This window comes from Streptomyces sp. WI03-4A, assembly GCF_033792105.1.
In the GTDB taxonomy this organism is placed as follows: Bacteria; Actinomycetota; Actinomycetes; order Streptomycetales; family Streptomycetaceae; genus Streptomyces; species Streptomyces collinus_A.
Genome location: NZ_JARAUO010000002.1, coordinates 391248 through 408278 on the forward strand (window position 1 = coordinate 391248; position 17031 = coordinate 408278).

Genomic DNA, 17031 nt, shown 5'->3' on the forward strand with positions numbered 1-17031 from the left:
GCGCCGCTGCGGACACGGGCTTCAGCAAGACGCTCGGGGGCGCCTTGAACTCATCCTCCTCGGCGGGGTGACGACCTTGACGGGTTCGTTCGTGAAGGAGGCACGGCTCGCACCCGTGCGCGTACTTCTCGTCGTAGGTGCGGGGATCGGCACTGCGCGGGCACGTCGCCGCCAGGGCTTGGCTCTGCTTCGCCCGCGAGGTCGATCGTCGGCGGTACCGGCAGCGGGCTGAGGCACGCCCCCGGAGGGGAAGGGGGTCAGTCCTTGAGCAACTCGTCGCGTACCGGCATCCAGTCCAGGGCGGAGCGGATGCCGTCCTCCAGGGACAGCTTCGGTGTCCAGCCCAGCAGTTCGGCCGCCCGGTCGCTCTTGGTGTAACTGCCGGCGACGTCACCGGGCCGTCTGTCGGTGTCCACGGTCGTCAAGGGTGTGCTGACGACGTTGTTGAACGCGGCGCACAGCTCCCTGACCGTGGTGCCCGAGCCGGTGCCCAGGTTGATCGCGATGGAGCGCCGCGGGCCGGCGACGACGGAGTCGAAGCGCTCGATCGCCGCGATGTGGGCGGCGGCGAGATCCCAGACGTGCACGTAGTCCCTGATGCCCGAGCCGTCGCGGGTGGGGTAGTCGGTCCCGGTGATGGGGAAGGGACGCCCTTCCTGGTGAGCCTGGACGAGCACGCCCAGGGCGTGACTCGGCCGCTTGAGCTGGAGTCCGGTGCGCAGCCGGGGGTCGGCGCCGACGGGGTTGAAGTAGCGCAGCGACAGTACGCGCGGCCCTGCCAGGGCGATGTCGGCGAACATCTCCTCGCACACCGCTTTGGTGCGCGCGTAGGGGCTCTGCGGCGCCAGCGGCGAGTCCTCGTCGACCGGTGAGCCGTCCTCGGACTGGTAGATGGAGGCCGAACTGCTGAAGATGAGCCGGTCGCAGCCGTTGCGGTGCAGGTGACGTACGAAGGCGAGGCTCTTGGCCACGTTCGCCTCGTAGTAGCCGATCGGGTCCGCGACGGACTCGGGCACCACGATCAGCGCCGCGCAGTGCACCACTGCGGCGATCTCCGGGTGGTCGGAGAAGATCCGGTCGACCAGGGGGCCGTCCGCGATGTCGCCCTCGTAGAAGGTGCGGCCCTCGGTGAACTCGCGGCGGCCACGGACCAGGTTGTCGAGGATGACGGGGGTGATACCCGCGTCCAGACAGGCCGAGGCGACCGTACTGCCGATGTATCCGGCTCCCCCGGCGATCAGGACTTTCACCACGACGTCTTCTCTCCCAGCCTCGTTGCAGCCCCCGTGGGCGAGCAGCGGCCAGGCTAGCGGAGACGCCCGGCGGCCGGGGCGGCGGCTCGGGCTCCCCGGCGTGGTACCCGCATGCCCGTCGCGGGCGACGACCGGGAAGCGGAGGTGGAGGGCGGCGAGGGGTGGCCGGCCTCCTTCGCCGCGTTCCCGCTAGGACAATGGGCCGCCGACGCACGAAGGGCTTACGCCCGCGGCGACATGAGTCCTGAGCGCGTGGCGCAGCTGGAGAAACTCGGCATGATCTGGTCCCACTACGACGTCGCCTGGGAAGAAGGACTCGCCGCCGCCCGCGGATGGGCAAAGGAATCGGGCACGTCGCAGCACCGACCGACGCCACCTACCGGGGTTATCGCGTAGAACTCGTAACACGATCTTGCTGGCGTGCAGCGGCTGGTCGGGGGTGCTGTTGAGTAGGGTGCCGCTGCCAAGTTTCACAGGCTTCGCCGGAGTCATGCAGGGATGAAGCTCGGCCACCAAGGTGGGACGTTGCCCGGGCACAACGGTGCAGGGTAGGAGTCCGGCATGCCGAGCCATGTGACAAGGAACCAGGTGAACCACAGGGTGAAGATGAGCCCTGCAGTCAGGGCTGTCCTGCGATGACGTCTTCCAATGGTGCTGTGCAGGATCACCCACGGAACCGCAGCGGCGATCCATATGAGAGGGACAAGAAACAGCAAGGTCATGCCATTGGTTACGCCGTTGCCGATGTCACATACAGCCCATGCATTCCCAATGGCAGCAGTGGACATCACTGCGGTCAGTCCACCGAAGAGGATCCCAAAGCCAGTTCCTCTGAACCAGCGGCTCGGAGGACTCGACGGCTCTGCTCCCACGATCATCTCCCCTCCTCGCCGTAGATGCGGAGAGTACCAACGTGCTGAAGCAGCCTGCTGGCGTCCTGCCTGCCCTGACACCGGTCAGTCGCTCTTGGGCTTCCGAAGCCGTCGCCAGCAGATGAGGCTGCAGGCGAGGGAGACGAAGGCGTCGTGAAGTTCGGTGCGGCGTTCCCATCGCACGGCAAGGCGTTTGAAGTGGTGGAGCAGGGCGAAGGTCTGCTCCACGACGTAGCGGAGTTTGCCCAGGCCCTGGACGCTCGGTGCTCCTCTGCGGGGGATGACGGGCAGGATCCGGCGCTTGCGCAGTTCGAGGCGGTTGGCCTGGGAGTCGTAGCCCTTGTCGCCGAGCAGGGCGTCGGGGCAACGGCGTGGTCTGCCGGGACGGCCTGCGACGGGCGGGATGCCGTCGACGAGGGCGAGGGTCTGGGTGATGTCGTTGACGTTGGCCGCCGTGGTGATGACTTTGAGCGGGGTGCCGCGTCCGTCACAGATCAGGTGGTGTTTGCTGCCCGTTTTCCGCCGGTCGACCGGCGACTGGCCGGTGTCGGGGCCCCCTTTTTCGCGCGGATGTGGGAGCCGTCCACACACGCTCTCGACCAGTCGAGCTCGCCGGCGGCGTTCAGTTCGGCGAGCAGGATGCGGTGCAACTGATCGAAGACATCGGCCTGCTGCCATCGCTCCAGCCTGCGCCAACAGGTCTGCCCGGAGCCGAACCCCAGCTCCGGGGGCAGGAGTTGCCAGGCTACGTCGTTGTAGAGGACGTACAGGACGCCCTGCAGGCAGAGCCGGTCCGCCACCGGCCGCGGCCCCGGCGACCGCTCCGGCCAGGGCGGCAGCAGGGGTTCGATCAGTGCCCACAAGTCGTCATCGACGGTCCACGGCCGAGTACTCACACCATCCCGAACGGCCGAATCGTCACATCGGTCACACCCAACCAGGACACATCAACAAGATCGTGTTACGAGCTCGTAGGGACGCCACCTACCGGGGTTATCGCGTAGGCGAATTCCTGAAGAACGCGCGGGCCGCAGCTCGGCGAGCGGCAGTGGACGAGCAGCGGCGCGCCGAGGGCCTGCCCGTTCAGTCGTCGGCCGGGGCCCTGTCGGAGGAACGGCGCGATCAGCGGCGGCACACTCCCCGCGACACCAGGTGCGGTTGTACGCCAGGGCGAAGACCTCGGACGATGGGTACGCACGCAGCAGCTCGGCTACGACAAACTCACCGGTGTGCAGCAATGGATGCTGGAGCACATCCTCGGGATCACCGCAGCCGATGACGAGAAACCCCGGCCACGGCGCAGCCAAGCCGACAAATGGGCACGTACCAAGAAGCCACATCGAAACGACCGTAACGCCGGATGTGAGGGGGCGGAAGAACACCACTTGCGACTAGGAGCATGGGTCAGCAACCAACGATCCAGAGCCGCGTCCCTCGTCCCTCTCCCCCGACCGCGTGGAGCAGCTGGCCGCCATCGGCATGCGATGGACATGACCACCACCAAGCCCGGCCTGCCAGGCACCGCTGATGTGTCGTAAAGCGTACACATGGCGTACCAAGTGCGCACGTAGGTCGCCGATGCGGCACATCCAGCAGGGATGGGCTGCATATCTTGATGCGCAGGCAGCGGGGCTTCGCCAGGATGCGGCCGTGACCAAACCCTTCGTCAACGTGAACCGCGGCCCTGAGGGCGGGCCCCATGCACGCCAGGGGCATGCGACGAGCGGTGCACCCAGTTCGTGCGGGAGCCACTGCCACACGAGCATCCACTGTTCTGACAGCACCGCTTGACGGGCCGTCCCGGGGCCGTTACAGGGGCCTCAACGACGAGCAACGCCGACAACCACCGACAGCTACGTCACAGGTCGCAGCGTTGAGCGATTACAAGTTGGCCCTCTCAGGGGTGACGCCGACGGCCGTCAGAGAACGGGTTGGATCGCACGCTCCACTGGTACGGACACGATGATGGCCCGAGCGGTGCAGGTGGACGCGTGGGACGAGTGAGTCTCGCGCAGGGCGTTGATGACGATCTGGACAGGACGTCCTTGGCGGAGCAGTTGGTCGGCGGCCCTGCCGTTGATGACACGGTCGAGCATGTCCGGGGTGCAGCCGTTGAGCCGCAGCTGCCTATGTAGTCCGCATCAGGCAACGTTCGCCCGGTCCCGGTCCTCTGAGGCAGGGGTGACTGTGGTCAGTCGGTTCGCGATCTCTTCTGCGGACAGCACGAGCGCGAACCCTTTGCGTAGGACGGCGAGTTCTGGTTCCTGCCGGGACTCGTCGTCGGTGGCCGTGACGTCACATCCGACGACGACCTTGTAGCCACGTTCGTATGCCTGACGGGCGGTGGTGCCGCAGCAGTAGTTGGTGAGCGTTCCCGTGACGATGACCGTGTCGCGGGCGAGGTTGCGCAGCATCGTGTCGAGCGGGGTGTCGTAGAACGCGCCGTAGGAGGGCTTGCGGATCAGGGCCTCGTCGGGGCGGTGGTCCATCGGGGCCCATACCTCGGCAGGGCTGGGCCGACGCCAGTCGGTGTCGGCGTGTGGGAGGAACCGCAGGGCGTGCGGCCGGTCCAGTCCGAGATGGGTGTCGTCGAAGATGGTCCAGATCACCGGGACGGAGGCGGTGCGGCATACCTCGACCAACTGCCGCAGCCGGGGTGCCATCCGAGTGGCCGCGGGCACCCAGTAGGGGCTCCATCCGGGCCGGACGAATTCGTCCTGCATGTCGATGACCAGCAGCGCCGTCTGTTCGGGCTGTATGTCGAACGATGCCCGGCCGTGCTCGTAGGCGTTCTGTGCCCGTGCGGTCACCCATTCCTCGGTATACGTCATTCCCGCCTCCTACATCGATTCGAGGTACCTCGTTTCGATGTGCGAGAGTAGCAGCATACTCGAACTCGCTATCCTGGGATTCCTGGCCGAGGTATCGCTGCACGGCTACCAACTGCGCCGCCGGAGGCGTCGGAGGAAAAGCCCAGCATGGCCTGCATCATGGGCGAGAGTGACCAGTTCGGCGTCGGTCAGCTGCGGCACGATGCCTACTGCGGGCCGCCACGGGCGATATGCGGTGGTGCCTTCAGCAGGTCATCGGTCTTCACATAGAGTGCGGCCACTGATCCCAACTCCGTTGTCACACACCCGTGTTGGACTCGCGCGGCCGATCCCCAGAAGTCGATCATTCAGGTGGTACGGCTGCTACTGCTCCTTGGCGGAGGGCCGTCGCACCTCGAAGTGGAAGCATCCGTATTCCAGTGCCCTGACGTGTACGAGCACCACGTCCGGGTCGTTGAAGGCGTCGTCGAAGGCTGCATCGAAGCCGGTCGTGACGTCGGCGGGAATCTCCAGAAGGCGGCCGCCTGCGATATGGCCCCGGGCGTCATAGCGGCGCACGGTTCGCAGGGCGCCCGGCCGAGCGAAGGGGTAGTTCTCGCCAGGAGTGGACCCGCCGCAGTCATCGGCATGGATGAAGACGGGCCCCTGTTCGTCGTACGCGCCGGGATCGGTACCCCTCGTGGCGGCCCAGCGACGCAACGGGGCGTACGAAACAAGGGCGATCCGCTCGCCGAGCGTGGTGGGGCGCAGGCAGCAGCGCAGCGGAGAGCCCACGTCCGCGCCGGTCGCGGTGTACGGGGCGCAGGGACGGCCCGCGTCGTCGACAGCCCGCAGTTCCTTCAGGATGGCTGTGTCAATGGGGAGCACGGTGTATCTGGTCATGTGCCCATGCTGGATCGACGCACGGGCGGTTGCTGGCAGGAAACGGACGTCACGTTGGTGCGCGCCCACGCAGAAGGCCGGCCGAAAGCCACACCCGCTGGACGCAGGCCTCTCACGACGCCGACCCCTTGGCATCGGCCCCCCCCCCTCCCCCCCAAAGGGGCCCCGAGGTTACCGAACAGCTCCAGGATGCCGACTGGAAGCTCACCGAGCACGGGCCGGGGCGGTGGGCGCGGAAGCGGAGGAGAACCGTGTGAGCCGATCGCCACCGCAGCCCCTCCGGCGCCGCGATGGCAGTGAAGGCGGTGGCACAAGACAGACTGGCGGCCAGGAAACATGAGAGGGGCCCGGCTGGCGCCGGGCCCCTCCTTCGTAGCGGGGACAGGATTTGAACCTGCGACCTCTGGGTTATGAGCCCAGCGAGCTACCGAGCTGCTCCACCCCGCGTCGGTGGTACCACCCTACACGGGGCTCCGTGGACGTCAGCCGTGGACGATGTTCTCGGCCTGGGGGCTGCTGTACGACCTGACCACCACCGGGAAATGCGAGCGCACCGATCTCGCCCTGGAGCAGTTCGTCGCCCTCGTGCAGGCACCCGCACCCGCTGACGCGCCGGCGTGCCCCTGCAAAAGGCCACCACGTTGAAACCGCCGTGCTCACATCAATATCGCGCTCTCACGGAAGCGCTATGCGGCGCGGCCGTGGCGACCCCCTCTCCGGGCGGCGGCGGTTGGCTCCTCACCGCTGGACGAGCTGAACACTGGGGTGTGCGTCGTCGCCGGCGAGCACGGCATCGACGGTCTGGGTGAACTCGACGAGTTTTTCGGCGCCCAGCCCGGCGGCCGTGTGCAGCGGCCCCTCCGAGGCAACCAGCCACGACCGGTAGTCGCGAAGGAATTCCCGGAACTGCGCGACACGCCCGTCGTCGGTCAGATACTCGTCGGCGCACACGTCCGTGAGGCCGTTGGGCTGCCGCCCGATCGACCTCAGCCAAAAAGCCTGCCATTCGCGCAGCCACGGCACCGCGCGATAGGTGGGGTTGGCCTCGACGTACATCGCCGCCAGCGCCATGAACGTCTCTTGCTGGACATCGTGCGCGTGTGCCCAGTGCTCGCGGAACCTGAACATCGACCAGCTCAAGGGATGTCCGCCTTTCCGTGCCCAGCCCGGCCGTGCAGACCGGTTGCCTGCGGTGGCCGTTGTCGAACGGCCCGCATCCGGCAGTAGCTCACCTACAGCGCCAACGACCGTGGCATGCACGGTAGCCCGCCCGGCCCACGGCTCCCGCGCATTTTCCGGCATGCCGGTTCCGTCGCGGCCGCATCAGGGCACCGGGACTCCATCGAGATCGTTGAGCGGATCCCAGAAGGCCCCCTGGACGCTCGGGTGTCCGAGTACGGTGGGCGCCTCCAGAGGCGCAGGGGGATTCGATGGCTTCGTCGGCCGACGGCTGGCAGTCGCCGGTGTACGAGCTCTACCGGCAAGGCGTGGAGGCCCGCGCGCAAGCTCAGCGGGCAGAAGGCGCGGAGCGCCGTCGGCTCGTTCTGCGGTCGCTGGAACTGCACAGCCAGGCGGCAGGGGTCCTGCGCGCGGAGCTGGCCATTCGCCCGGATGAACCGCGGCTGAACGAACAGCTCGCGTCGCTGCTGTACTCCATGGGGTCCTCGCAGATCGCCGTGGACCTGATCGAAGAGGCCCTGTCGTCACTCGATGAATGCGAAAGCTGCTACAAGCGATCCGGGCCCCCGTCACCGGAGCTGGCGGCACGGATCGGCGATGTCCGTGCACGTCGTGCCACGGCCCACTCCTTCGCCGGACACGCGGCTTCCGCACTCACCGACGCCGACCTGGCGGTGGAGGCGTACGCAGGAGCTGGCTTGCAGGCCGCGGGGCCTCCCTTCTCGCTCGACTTCGCCCGCCTGCTCAGCATGGTCGCGGTCGTTCAGGCACAGCACGGTGACCCGGACCAGGCCCTGTACTGTGCCGGACAGGCCCTGAGCCGGTACCAGGACGCGATCGACACCGTAGTCGCCGACCCGGGTGCGCACCTCGGCTACGCCACCGACATGGCCACGGAGGTCGCCTCCCGAATCGAAGCCGCCCATGGAAACTGGGACTACGCCCTGGCCGTGGACGGCTTGACGCTGAGCACTGCCGAGCAGGGCTGGGGCGACCTCGCAGGCGCGTTGGCCCGCACAGGCGTGCACCTGCGCGCCGCGGGCCGCCCAGCCGAGGCAACGCCACTGCTCGCCCGGGCGGCCTCCCTCGATCCGGACGCCGTAGCGGCCCAGGAGCGCATCCTGGCCGACGGCGTACCGGTCACTCTCGGCGAGGCGGTTCTGCGAGCGGGAGCGGCCTTGGGCGAGCCCGTCGAGGCCCTGCACCGTGCACTCGCTTCCGGCGAGTCCGCCTCGGTGACGGGCCGGTTCCCGCATCCGGACGCGGCCCCGCCGTGCGCCCGACGCCTGGGCCAGTTGGCGGCGGGCCTGCAGCAGTCGGAGGGTGACCCGCATGTCGCCTGGCGGCTCGCGCTGGAAAGCCACCTGTTGTACTGCACCGCCTTTCGACACTTCGCGGGAGATCCGCGGAACTGGCTGCGGGAGCACGGCGAGGGGTGGGCGCAGACCGGTATCACCGCCCTGCGTCTGGCCCTTGCGGAGGGCAGCGGAGCGGCCCACGACGATCTGTGCCGCCCGCTGGCAGCGCTGTCCGGGCACCTGGAGGAACTGGCGAAGACGGGCCACCCGGTTGCCGCGGCTGCGGAACTCGCGCGGATGACAGCAGGATGAGCCGCCGGGGCAGGACCATAGGCCAAGCCCGTCCTGCCGCTCGGTCTGCTGGACGGCCCGAAGGAGCAGGCGTGAGCAGTGCCGTCGATCCCGCCGCACAGCCCGGGCTCGTTCCCGGCGACGCCCTGGTGCTGGCCGGGCGTTCGCTACGCGCCGACTACGCGTTGGAGGAGACCTCCCGTTGGCGGTCAGGCGGCGAAGGAGGCGAGCAGTTCGTTGTACTGCTTGGCGGCGGTGTTCAGGTCTTCGTCGGAGAGGCCGAAGGCGGTGCCGTACAGCTTGACCATCGGCTGGATGTCGAACTGGCACAGCCGCAGGGTTGCGTGCCAGTTGCTGAGGAGGGTCTCGATGGTGGCCTGGTTCGAGCCTTCGGGGGTGTAGTGGTCGGCGGGGACGCCGGCGGTGACGGCGACGACGGCCTTCTTGCCGGCCAGCTGCGAGGCGGAGCCGTCCATGGTGAAGGCCCAGCCGAGGGTGAAGACCTTGTCCTGCCACTGCTTGAGCAGAGGGGTGGTGTTGTACCAGAACACTGGGTGCTGGAAGACGATCACGTCGTGGTTGGCCAGCAGTGCCTGCTCGGCAGCGGCGTCGATCTGGAAGTCGGGGTAGGTGGCGTAGAGGTCGTGCACGGTGACGTGGGCCAGGTCGCGGACGGCGTCCACCAGGGCCTTGTTGGCCTTCGACTGGGACAGGTCGGGGTGACCGACGACAAGGAGGACCTTGGACATGATGAAAAGGCCTCTTCAGTGATCAGTGGAACGGATGAGCGGATGCTGGTCGGTCGGATGTGACGGGTCAGAATGCGACAGGGCGTCAGATCACCGGTCGATGCTGGCCATGTTCGCCTCGTCGTGGCGTTCGCCCGCGGCCGGTGTGAGGTTGTTCAGTCGGTCGAGCTGAGTGGCGCTGAGTTCGATGGCGTCGGCGGCGGTGTTCTCCTCGACGCGTGCGACTCGCCGGGTTCCGGGGATGGGGGCGATGTCGTCGCCGCGGGTCAGCAGCCATGCCAGCGCGGTCTGTGCCGGGGTGGCTCCGATCTCGGCGCCGATGGCCTGTACTTCGTCGACGATCGCCAGGTTGCGCTGGAAGTTCTCGCCGGTGAAGCGCGGGTTGGTCTTGCGCCAGTCGTCGTCGGCGAAGTCGTCGACGGTGCGGATCTGCCCAGTCAGCAAGCCGTGCCCGAGCGGCGAGTAGGGCACGAATCCGATACCGAGCTCGCGCAGCAGCGGGAGGATCTCAGCCTCGACGTCGCGGGTCCACAGGGAGTATTCGGTCTGCAGCGCGGACACCGGGTGCACGGCGTGTGCCCGGCGGATCGTCTCTGGTCCGGCTTCCGAGAGGCCGATGTGGCGCACCTTGCCTTCGGCGACCAGCTCGGCCAGCGCGCCGACGGTCTCCTCGATGGGCGTGTTCGGGTCGACGCGGTGCTGGTAGTAGAGGTCGATGTGGTCGGTGCCGAGCCGCAGGAGCGAGCCTTCGACGGCATCCTTCACGTTGCCGGGGCTGCTGTCGATGACGCCGGGGCCGTCGCCGGCGTGGGAGACGAGACCGAACTTCGTCGCCACGACGACGTCGTCGCGGCGGCCCTTGATGGCCTTGCCGACGATTTCCTCGCTGTGGAAGGGGCCGTAGATCTCGGCGGTGTCGATGTGGGTGACCCCGAGGTCCAGTGCCCGGTGGATGGTGCGGATGGATTCGGCGTCATCGAGGCCCCCGCCGGTCGTGTAGGTGCCGGCCATGGTCATGGCTCCCAGCCCGATACGGGAGACATCGAGCCCGCCCAGTGATACGTGCTTCATCAGGTACTCCTTGTCGTGACGGCCGTCAGGCCGGTCGGTGGTGGTGCGTAGTGGGGTGCGCCGCCGGTTAGCGGACCGTGCTGGGGTGATCCGCGCGCTGTCGACGCGGGCGCCGTTGCCCGGGTAGCGGGCTAGAGGTGTAGGCGCACCCGGCGGCTGCCGGCCTCGGCCGGGGCATGGTGCTCAGTCGTGAGTGCCGTCGTAGGTCAGGCTTCCGAGGAGGGTGGAGTCCAACGCTGGTGTTACCGGGACCAGGCGGCGGGGGATCCGCAGGCTGAACCGGCTGCGCCGCGTCAGTGCTCGTGGGCCGTGGGCTCCAGAACGAGGACCGGGATCTCGCGGTCCGTGTTCTTCTGGTACGTGGCGTAGTCGGGGAACGCCTCGACGGCTCGGGCCCACCAGAGGGCCTTCTCGTCCCCGGTCACCTCGCGTGCCAGCATGTCCTGGCGCACCGGGCCGTCCTGTAGCTCGACCCGGGGGTCAGCCACCGCGTTGTGGTACCAGACCGGGTGGGTGGGGGCTCCCGCCATGGAGGCGATGACGGCGTAGGAGCCGTTGTGCTCCACCCGCATGACGGGCGTCTTGCGGATCTTTCCGCTCTTCGCGCCCAGGGTGGTCAGGATGACGACGGGCAGGTCTCGGAGCCTCTCGTCTTCTTCACGCGTGACCAGGACACTCAGCGTCGTTCCCTGCGTACCGCCGGAGCTTTCATACAGCTCAACCTGGTCACGTACAAACTGCGCCTTGCTCGGCTCGTACTCGCCTTTGAGGGGCATGCTAGCTCTCTCCGTGCCGTCGAAAAGGCACCCGGCAGCCGTCCTCCGTCCCGGCCGGGTGCGGGGCGTGGTGCTCAGGCGTGAGCGTCGTCGTAGGCCAGGCTGTCGCCCAGTTCGCGGGATGCCTCGGCCTGGGCAAGGAGCTCCTTCGCCTTGGCCTCGGCAGCCTCAATGGCGTCCGCACCGGCGACGAATCGCAGCAGCGGCTTGTCCTGGCCGACGATGGTCAGCAGGGCGCGGGCGAGCTTGGCCGGGTCGCCGGGCTGCTGGCCGTTCATGCTCTTCATGCCCTCGATCCGCGGGGCGGTGCGCGGGGCGTAGTCGTCGATGGACAGCTCGGGCCAGTTGGTGGAGCCGTCCACGAGGAGTTCGGTGCGGAAGTAGCCGGGCTCCACGATCGTGGTGTTGATGTTGTACGGCTCGACGTCGTAGCGCAGGGACTCCATCCAGCCCTCTTCCGCGAACTTGGAGGCGGCGTAGGCGGAGGTGAACTCCATGCCGACCAGTCCGGCGGTCGAGGTGATGGTGACGACGTGGCCGGCGCGCTGCTTGCGCATGATCGGCAGGACGGCGCGGGTGACGTTCATCGGGCCGAAGAGGTTGGTCTCAAACTGCCGGCGCATCTGCGCGGGCGAGATCTCCTCGAAGTAGCCGGTGAAGAGGTTCCCGGCGTTGTTGATCAGGACGTCGATGCGGCCGAAGCGGTCGACGGCGGCCTGCGCGGCGGCCTCGGCATCCTCCAGGCTGGTGACGTCGAGCCTGGTGACCAGCAGATTGTCCTGCGGCCCGCCCAGGGTCTTCTCGACCTCGTCGGGGTGGCGGCCGGTGGCGACGACCTGGTGGCCTGCGGCGAGGGCCTCACGGGCGCTGTCGGTGCCCAGACCGCGTCCGGCACCGGTGACGAGAATGACCTTGCTCATTGGGGGGTTTCCTTTCAGGCGCCGAGATCCGGCACCCGCTGTCTGCGGGGGTGATGCCTGCAGCGCCGACAGCGCCGCAGAGGGGGTTGGGACCGGCGGCACGAGCGTCGTCTGTCTGGACGGTTCACACCGCCGTGGGCGGTGCACCACCAACAAAACCGGCTGTCACGCGGGGGTGGGAGTCCCTGATGAGGGGGTCACTGACAGGGACCCCCAACCCGGCGGACGCGCTCGTAGAGTGAAGCGCATGGCAGGCAGAAACGACCCCAACGGCACCAGCCGCGACATCCGCGATGATTTCCGCGCGGAGATCCGGGAATTCCTCGGTACGCGACGAGCCAAGGTCACCCCCGAGCAGGCCGGACTGCCCCTGTACGGCGGAGAGCGCCGACGCGTCACCGGGCTGCGCCGCGAGGAGGTAGCCCTCCTCGCGGGCATCTCCAGCGAGTACTACACCCGGCTGGAGCGCGGCAACGCCACCGGCGTCTCCGAGAGCGTCATCGAGGGCATCGCGCAAGCGCTTCAGCTCGACGAGGCGGAACGAATCCACCTGCTCGATCTCCTGCGCGGCGCCGGCACGGCCCGTCCGGCACGCCGCCGCCCGGCCCAGCAGCGTGTACGGCCCGCGGTGCAGCGCGTCCTCGACTCGATGGCCGGCACACCCGCGTTCATCCTCAGCGGACGCGGGGACATCCTGGCCGCCAATCACCTCGGGCGCGCCCTGTTCTCCCCCGTCTACGCCGACCCCGTACGGCCGCCGAACAACGCCCGGTTCGTCTTTCTCAGCCCGCACGCGACCGAGTTCTTCCGCCACTGGGACGAAGTCGCCAATGACACGGTTGCCATGCTGCGCGCGGAAGCCGGCCGCGACCTCTACGACCGGCGGCTGACGGACCTGATCGGGGAGCTGTCCACCCGCAGTGAGGAATTCCGTCGCCGCTGGGCGGCCCACAACGTCCGCATGCACACCACCGGCGTGAAACTCCTCCACCACCCGGTTGTCGGCGACCTCGACCTGCCCTTCGAAACCTTCCCGCTCCCCGACGGCCCCAGCCAGTTCCTCCTCACCTACACCGCTGAACCCCACTCACCCTCGCAGGACGCCCTGAACCTGCTGGCCAGCTGGGCCGCGACCAACGACGACATCGAGCGGTCCGCGCCAGCCAACGACTCCCAGCCCGCCGATTCGGACGAGACACCCGACTGACCGACGAGCCCGCGAGTCGATCTGCGGCCCGAGACCGCTGGGGTGACGTTGCACTCCAGCTCGCGGTACTGCGGACAAACGGACAACTGCCAACCCCCGCCATAACTTCGGCTCCGCCGCCCAGCCCGGTGGCAGGTCCGGGTCTGACACGGGGGCGGCGAGCATCGGCTCAGGCAGTGTCCAGGTCATGAGCCATGCCTTCCACGGTTGCAAACCGTGTGTTCTGATCGCTGCCGCAACCCGGCCCTGAGCTCACGTAGGTGTGGTTACCAGCCGTTTGCCAGGATCCGTCCACTTGGCGGAGGAGATCCCACCGCTGCCCTCAAGCCAGCCGGGATGGTCCCGCCCGCATCGGTGAAGTCGACGGTGCCGCCCGAGAACGTCGCACTGCGGAAGTTGACCGTGCCGCCGGAGGGGACGTCGGTGAAGTCGAGGTCGTGGCCTTGCCAGGAGTGGTGATGGTCGGCGGGCAGGCGGAGGTGGTCTCGGATGAGGCGGATGACGGTCAATCGGACCTCGCGCAGGGCCAGGTACGCACGGCAGGCTTCCGTGTCGTCCGCTGGCAGGTCGGCTTCGGGGGTGTAGGGCAGTCGGAGGTAAGCGCACAGGACGTCGATGCTGGTCTGGCGCAGTGCACGGGTGGGGGCGTCGTCGGCGAGTCCGGCCAGGCCGTGGGCGCCACCGAGATCCTCCACCGCGGGCACTGACATCGCCCGGGCGTCGGCGCCGGTGAGCTGCCCACCGGCCCGGGAAGGTCGTCATGCGCCGGCTGCCCGCCCCGGAGGCTGTGATGCGCTGCCGTCGAGCCCTGGAAGATGACGGTCGGCCGCGGGCGTCGTCACCGCCGCGCTGTCCGGCGCACCCGCGCCCGAGGCGCGGCGGGCACGTATTCGCGAACGCTTCGCCTCCAGCAACAGGGGCCGGTTCGCCGGGCGGCCCGGCCGTATGCCGGGGCGGTCACGGGGCGTCCTCCGGGGTGTGACCGGCGAGGAAGGCCAGGGCAACGGCGGCCTCGCAGGCGATGCCCGCAGGGATCACGTCCTCGTCCAGGTCCAGTCGGGCGGAGTGCAGTGAGGGCGCCTCGTGCGGGTCCCGCCCGGGTGAGCAGGCGCCGACGAAAGCCAGGGCGCCGGGGACGGCCCGCAGCACATAGGAGAAGTCCTCCGCCGTCATCAGGGGGGCGGGCTGCCGGGCCACCGCCTCCGGGCCGAGCACGTCGGTGACGGTGCTCAGGACCAGGTCGGTGAAAGCGACGTCGTTGACGGTGACCGGGTAGCCGGGAGTGACGGTCGCCTCCGCCGTCGTGCCGTGAGCCGCCGCTACCCCCTGGGCGACCCGGGCGAGCGCCTCGTGCAGCCGCCTGCGGGTCTGCTCGCTCAACGTCCGCAGGGTGCCGCCCAGTTCCGCGGTGTCCGGGATGACGCCGGCGGCGGTGCCCGCGGTCAGCCGGGTCACGCTGAGGACGGCGCTGTCGTCTGCGGCCACACTGCGCGTGACCATCGTCTGGAGGGCGAGCACGATCTCGCAGGCCACCGGGACCGGATCACACGTGGTGTGCGGCGCCGACGCGTGGCCGCCGCGCCCCCGGACGACGACGCGGAACCGGTCGGAGGCCGCCATCTGTGGCCCGGACCGCAGTCGTACCGCCCCGGCCGGCAGGTTTGGGTGCACGTGCAGGGCGAAGGCGGCGTCCGCCCGGGCTCCGGAAGCCTCCAGCACCCCCTCCTCGATCATGTACCGGGCCCCGTGCTCGCCCTCCTCACCGGGCTGGAACATGAACACCACGTTCCCCGCGAGCGTGTCGCGGCGCCCGGCGAGCAGCCGCGCGGCGCCCACCAGCATCGCCATGTGGGCGTCGTGCCCGCAGGCGTGCATCAGCCCGGCGGCGCGCGAGGTGAACGGCAATCCGGTGTCCTCGACGACCGGCAGCGCGTCCATGTCGGAACGCAACAGGATCGTCGGGCCGTCGTCAGCCCCGGTGAGGACGGCGGTCACGGAGGACAGCGCGCGGCCAGTACGGATCTCCAGGCCGAGGCCGTCGAGCGCCTCCAGGACCAGGCGCTGGGTGGCCGGCAGGTCAAGACCCAGCTCGGGGACGCGGTGCAGGGCGCGGCGCAGCGCGATCGCGTCGGGGGTCAGCCGGCGCGCCTCCTCCAGCAGGGCCCGGTCGGCCGGGGCGGCGGCCGCGGGCCGGGGCGTGAGGCCTTCGGGTGGCTCGTGGGCGGCCCCGGTCGACGATGTCATGCGGCTGTTCTCCTTCCCGTGCCAGGTCCTCGGCGGCGCAGCCCGCAACGGCGGCACACAAGGAGGCGGTGCCTCTCACGGTAGAGACCTCGGGGGCGGCCTGACAGGCCCCGTCGGCTCCGGCGCACCCGTTTCGGACAGGACCGGCCACGGAAGGATGGCATGAGAACTGCCACTCCCGCGGACGAGATGCCCTACCACGGCCGCCCTGGCCGCGGGCGGCCCGGGCCACGCCGGTGGTCACCAACCCGCCGCACGACGCCAACAGCACCCACAGGGACGAGCAGCTGGTGATCCGGATTTGATGCGCCCGCTACGCCGAGGACGGGGGCTTCGACCTGCCCGCGCTGATCCCGCAGGTCTGTCTCCATTACGAACCCTGCTCCGGGCCCCGGACCGCGCCCGCATCGTGATCGAGGTCGACGGCGTCCAGCACTACGGCCGCCCTGACCCGCCCGACGAGAAGGGGCGGATCACACACACCGCCGTACTGCGGCTGTACCCGGAGAGGGTCGCCGAGGACCGCCGGCTCCGGCTGGCCGGACATGAGATCTACCGCTTCGGCGAATGGGAACTCACCCAGCCCCACGCCGGACAGCTGGTGCAGGACTTCTTCACCGAACTCCTCGCCCGGCACGAATCTCCGTGACACTCGCATGTAACGGCCATCTATGCCCGAGCGTGGCGCCTTGACGGTCTGTCACACGCGACTATCGCGAAATTACAGGCCTGAAGGCAACTATCGGTCGCAGCCCGCCGCCCCGCCATGGTGATCGCGTTCACCCGAAAGTGAGCAACAAACGAAAGACGACCGACTCGAGCGCTGAGGGGCCCCACGGGCCCCGGAGACGTTCCGGCGGAGAGGGCAGGATTCGAACCTGCGTGGACCCGAAAAGGGTCCGACCGTGAGGCGAGCTCGCTGGTCCCCGATCAACCACTCCGGGCACCTCTCCCTTGCTCCCGGCTGCCGTTACTGCCCGGCTTCCGTTCGCAGAACCGACTGTGGCAGGAACCGCTGACCGCGCCCTGACACGCTCACCCGGTCCTTCACAGCGCATCACCCATCGCCGATCCCCCCAGGACGGCACGACGCTCGAGCAGCGGTCGGTCCTTGCGCGCTGCCCGGCATCCATCGGGCCGCGGTGCAGGGCGGCGACGCGGGCGAATGCGCCCCGGCCGACCGGCGGGATCACGCTCGTGCGGGCGGCGGCAAGGAGGCGGTCCGGCGGCGAGGAGGGAACGGGTGGCGCAGGTCTGCGAGCCGATCGGTCGGTAGAGCGGGCGATCTCGAGGTGCCCGGCACAACGATCAGTACTGCTCGGTCTCCATAAAACCCGTGCTCTCGCCATCGTCCCCACGGAAGGCGTCCGCGGCGGCGGTCGGGTCGAATCCGGGCGGGCTGTCCTTGAGGGCCAGGCCCATGCCGGCCAGCTTCGCCTTGACCTCGTCGATCGACTT

General features: G+C 68.9%; 16 protein-coding genes, 1 tRNA gene and 2 pseudogenes. 4 read left to right on the plus strand and 15 right to left on the minus strand.

The annotated features are described in order from the left end of the window. Window positions 1-257 precede the first annotated feature (257 nt). Window positions 258-1253 carry a UDP-glucose 4-epimerase GalE gene (gene galE / locus PV343_RS04860; protein ID WP_319145504.1) on the minus strand — a complete coding sequence of 332 codons (996 nt, stop codon included), beginning with the start codon at window positions 1251-1253 and terminating at the stop codon, window positions 258-260. 111 nt (window positions 1254-1364) lie between these two features. Here galE and PV343_RS04865 point away from each other — a divergent pair, with 111 nt between their 5' ends. Further along, window positions 1365-1649, plus strand: a complete 285-nt coding sequence (locus PV343_RS04865; RefSeq protein ID WP_387954659.1) for a Helicase associated domain protein — start codon at window positions 1365-1367, stop codon at window positions 1647-1649. A 92-nt stretch (window positions 1650-1741) separates the two neighbouring features. On the opposite strand, the gene PV343_RS04870 is transcribed toward PV343_RS04865, so the two are convergent. The 6 genes from PV343_RS04870 to PV343_RS04900 all read right to left on the minus strand — a co-directional run bounded on the left by PV343_RS04870 (window position 1742) and on the right by PV343_RS04900 (window position 6978). Next, window positions 1742-2131, minus strand: coding sequence for a hypothetical protein (locus tag PV343_RS04870; RefSeq protein ID WP_319145505.1), 390 nt, complete (start codon window positions 2129-2131; stop codon window positions 1742-1744). A gap of 78 nt (window positions 2132-2209) precedes the next feature. Continuing rightward, a protein-coding gene (locus PV343_RS04875) for an IS5 family transposase (protein WP_319145506.1) occupies window positions 2210-3021 on the minus strand; the annotation gives its coding sequence in 2 pieces (ribosomal slippage) (window positions 2210-2701 and window positions 2704-3021; 810 coding nt in all). A 1245-nt stretch (window positions 3022-4266) separates the two neighbouring features. Continuing rightward, window positions 4267-4956: an isochorismatase family cysteine hydrolase gene (locus PV343_RS04885; RefSeq protein ID WP_319145507.1), complete on the minus strand. Its 690-nt coding sequence runs from the start codon at window positions 4954-4956 to the stop codon at window positions 4267-4269. Between the two features lie 363 nt (window positions 4957-5319). Then, the gene (locus tag PV343_RS04890; protein ID WP_319145508.1) at window positions 5320-5838 is read right to left on the minus strand and encodes a DUF1203 domain-containing protein; all 519 of its coding nucleotides are present in this window, start codon (window positions 5836-5838) and stop codon (window positions 5320-5322) included. A gap of 373 nt (window positions 5839-6211) precedes the next feature. Then, window positions 6212-6285 (minus strand) — tRNA-Met (locus PV343_RS04895). A gap of 291 nt (window positions 6286-6576) precedes the next feature. Further along, window positions 6577-6978 (minus strand): hypothetical protein, encoded by a 402-nt coding sequence (locus tag PV343_RS04900; RefSeq protein WP_319145509.1) that lies wholly within the window; start codon window positions 6976-6978, stop codon window positions 6577-6579. 290 nt (window positions 6979-7268) lie between these two features. On the opposite strand from PV343_RS04900, the gene PV343_RS04905 reads away from it, so the two are divergent. Next, window positions 7269-8627, plus strand: a complete 1359-nt coding sequence (locus PV343_RS04905) for a hypothetical protein (RefSeq protein ID WP_319145510.1) — start codon at window positions 7269-7271, stop codon at window positions 8625-8627. Between the two features lie 188 nt (window positions 8628-8815). On the opposite strand, the gene PV343_RS04910 is transcribed toward PV343_RS04905, so the two are convergent. The 4 genes from PV343_RS04910 to PV343_RS04925 form a co-directional block, all read right to left on the minus strand. Then, window positions 8816-9355 carry an NAD(P)H-dependent oxidoreductase gene (locus tag PV343_RS04910; RefSeq protein WP_319145511.1) on the minus strand — a complete coding sequence of 180 codons (540 nt, stop codon included), beginning with the start codon at window positions 9353-9355 and terminating at the stop codon, window positions 8816-8818. A gap of 90 nt (window positions 9356-9445) precedes the next feature. Beyond that, the gene (locus tag PV343_RS04915; protein ID WP_319145512.1) at window positions 9446-10426 is read right to left on the minus strand and encodes an aldo/keto reductase; all 981 of its coding nucleotides are present in this window, start codon (window positions 10424-10426) and stop codon (window positions 9446-9448) included. A 293-nt stretch (window positions 10427-10719) separates the two neighbouring features. Continuing rightward, window positions 10720-11202, minus strand: coding sequence for a nitroreductase family deazaflavin-dependent oxidoreductase (locus tag PV343_RS04920; protein ID WP_319145513.1), 483 nt, complete (start codon window positions 11200-11202; stop codon window positions 10720-10722). 74 nt (window positions 11203-11276) lie between these two features. After that, complete coding sequence (locus PV343_RS04925) at window positions 11277-12122, minus strand: SDR family oxidoreductase (RefSeq protein WP_319145514.1); 846 nt, start codon at window positions 12120-12122, stop codon at window positions 11277-11279. Between the two features lie 247 nt (window positions 12123-12369). Here PV343_RS04925 and PV343_RS04930 point away from each other — a divergent pair, with 247 nt between their 5' ends. Beyond that, the gene (locus PV343_RS04930) at window positions 12370-13329 is read left to right on the plus strand and encodes a helix-turn-helix transcriptional regulator (RefSeq protein WP_319145515.1); all 960 of its coding nucleotides are present in this window, start codon (window positions 12370-12372) and stop codon (window positions 13327-13329) included. Window positions 13330-13595: 266 nt separating this feature from the next. Here PV343_RS04930 and PV343_RS04935 read toward each other — a convergent pair whose 3' ends face one another. Together PV343_RS04935 and PV343_RS04940 are read right to left on the minus strand one after the other, a co-directional pair. Next, complete coding sequence (locus PV343_RS04935) at window positions 13596-14024, minus strand: hypothetical protein (RefSeq protein ID WP_319145516.1); 429 nt, start codon at window positions 14022-14024, stop codon at window positions 13596-13598. 262 nt (window positions 14025-14286) lie between these two features. Beyond that, on the minus strand, window positions 14287-15573 hold the full coding sequence (locus PV343_RS04940) for a M20 family metallopeptidase (RefSeq protein ID WP_319145517.1): 1287 nt from the start codon (window positions 15571-15573) through the stop codon (window positions 14287-14289). A 409-nt stretch (window positions 15574-15982) separates the two neighbouring features. Here PV343_RS04940 and PV343_RS04945 point away from each other — a divergent pair, with 409 nt between their 5' ends. Further along, entirely contained in the window at window positions 15983-16222 is a 240-nt protein-coding gene (locus PV343_RS04945; protein WP_319145518.1) for a hypothetical protein, read from the plus strand. Between the two features lie 208 nt (window positions 16223-16430). Here the strand turns inward: PV343_RS04945 and PV343_RS04950 are convergent. Both PV343_RS04950 and PV343_RS04955 read right to left on the minus strand, forming a co-directional pair. Next, window positions 16431-16526 (minus strand): annotated as a pseudogene (locus tag PV343_RS04950). A gap of 355 nt (window positions 16527-16881) precedes the next feature. After that, window positions 16882-17031, minus strand: a pseudogene (locus tag PV343_RS04955) (DNA-directed RNA polymerase subunit alpha); the annotation flags it as partial.

Coding starts and splice junctions, on each gene's coding strand:
- PV343_RS04890 (WP_319145508.1), bottom strand. CDS start 5,838: ATGACCAGATACACCGTGCTCCCCATTGACACAGCCATCCTGAAGGAA.
- PV343_RS04940 (WP_319145517.1), bottom strand. CDS start 15,573: ATGACATCGTCGACCGGGGCCGCCCACGAGCCACCCGAAGGCCTCACG.
- PV343_RS04905 (WP_319145510.1), top strand. CDS start 7,269: ATGGCTTCGTCGGCCGACGGCTGGCAGTCGCCGGTGTACGAGCTCTAC.
- PV343_RS04870 (WP_319145505.1), bottom strand. CDS start 2,131: ATGATCGTGGGAGCAGAGCCGTCGAGTCCTCCGAGCCGCTGGTTCAGA.
- PV343_RS04930 (WP_319145515.1), top strand. CDS start 12,370: ATGGCAGGCAGAAACGACCCCAACGGCACCAGCCGCGACATCCGCGAT.
- PV343_RS04885 (WP_319145507.1), bottom strand. CDS start 4,956: ATGACGTATACCGAGGAATGGGTGACCGCACGGGCACAGAACGCCTAC.
- PV343_RS04920 (WP_319145513.1), bottom strand. CDS start 11,202: ATGCCCCTCAAAGGCGAGTACGAGCCGAGCAAGGCGCAGTTTGTACGT.
- PV343_RS04865 (WP_387954659.1), top strand. CDS start 1,365: ATGCCCGTCGCGGGCGACGACCGGGAAGCGGAGGTGGAGGGCGGCGAG.
- PV343_RS04925 (WP_319145514.1), bottom strand. CDS start 12,122: ATGAGCAAGGTCATTCTCGTCACCGGTGCCGGACGCGGTCTGGGCACC.
- PV343_RS04910 (WP_319145511.1), bottom strand. CDS start 9,355: ATGTCCAAGGTCCTCCTTGTCGTCGGTCACCCCGACCTGTCCCAGTCG.
- PV343_RS04915 (WP_319145512.1), bottom strand. CDS start 10,426: ATGAAGCACGTATCACTGGGCGGGCTCGATGTCTCCCGTATCGGGCTG.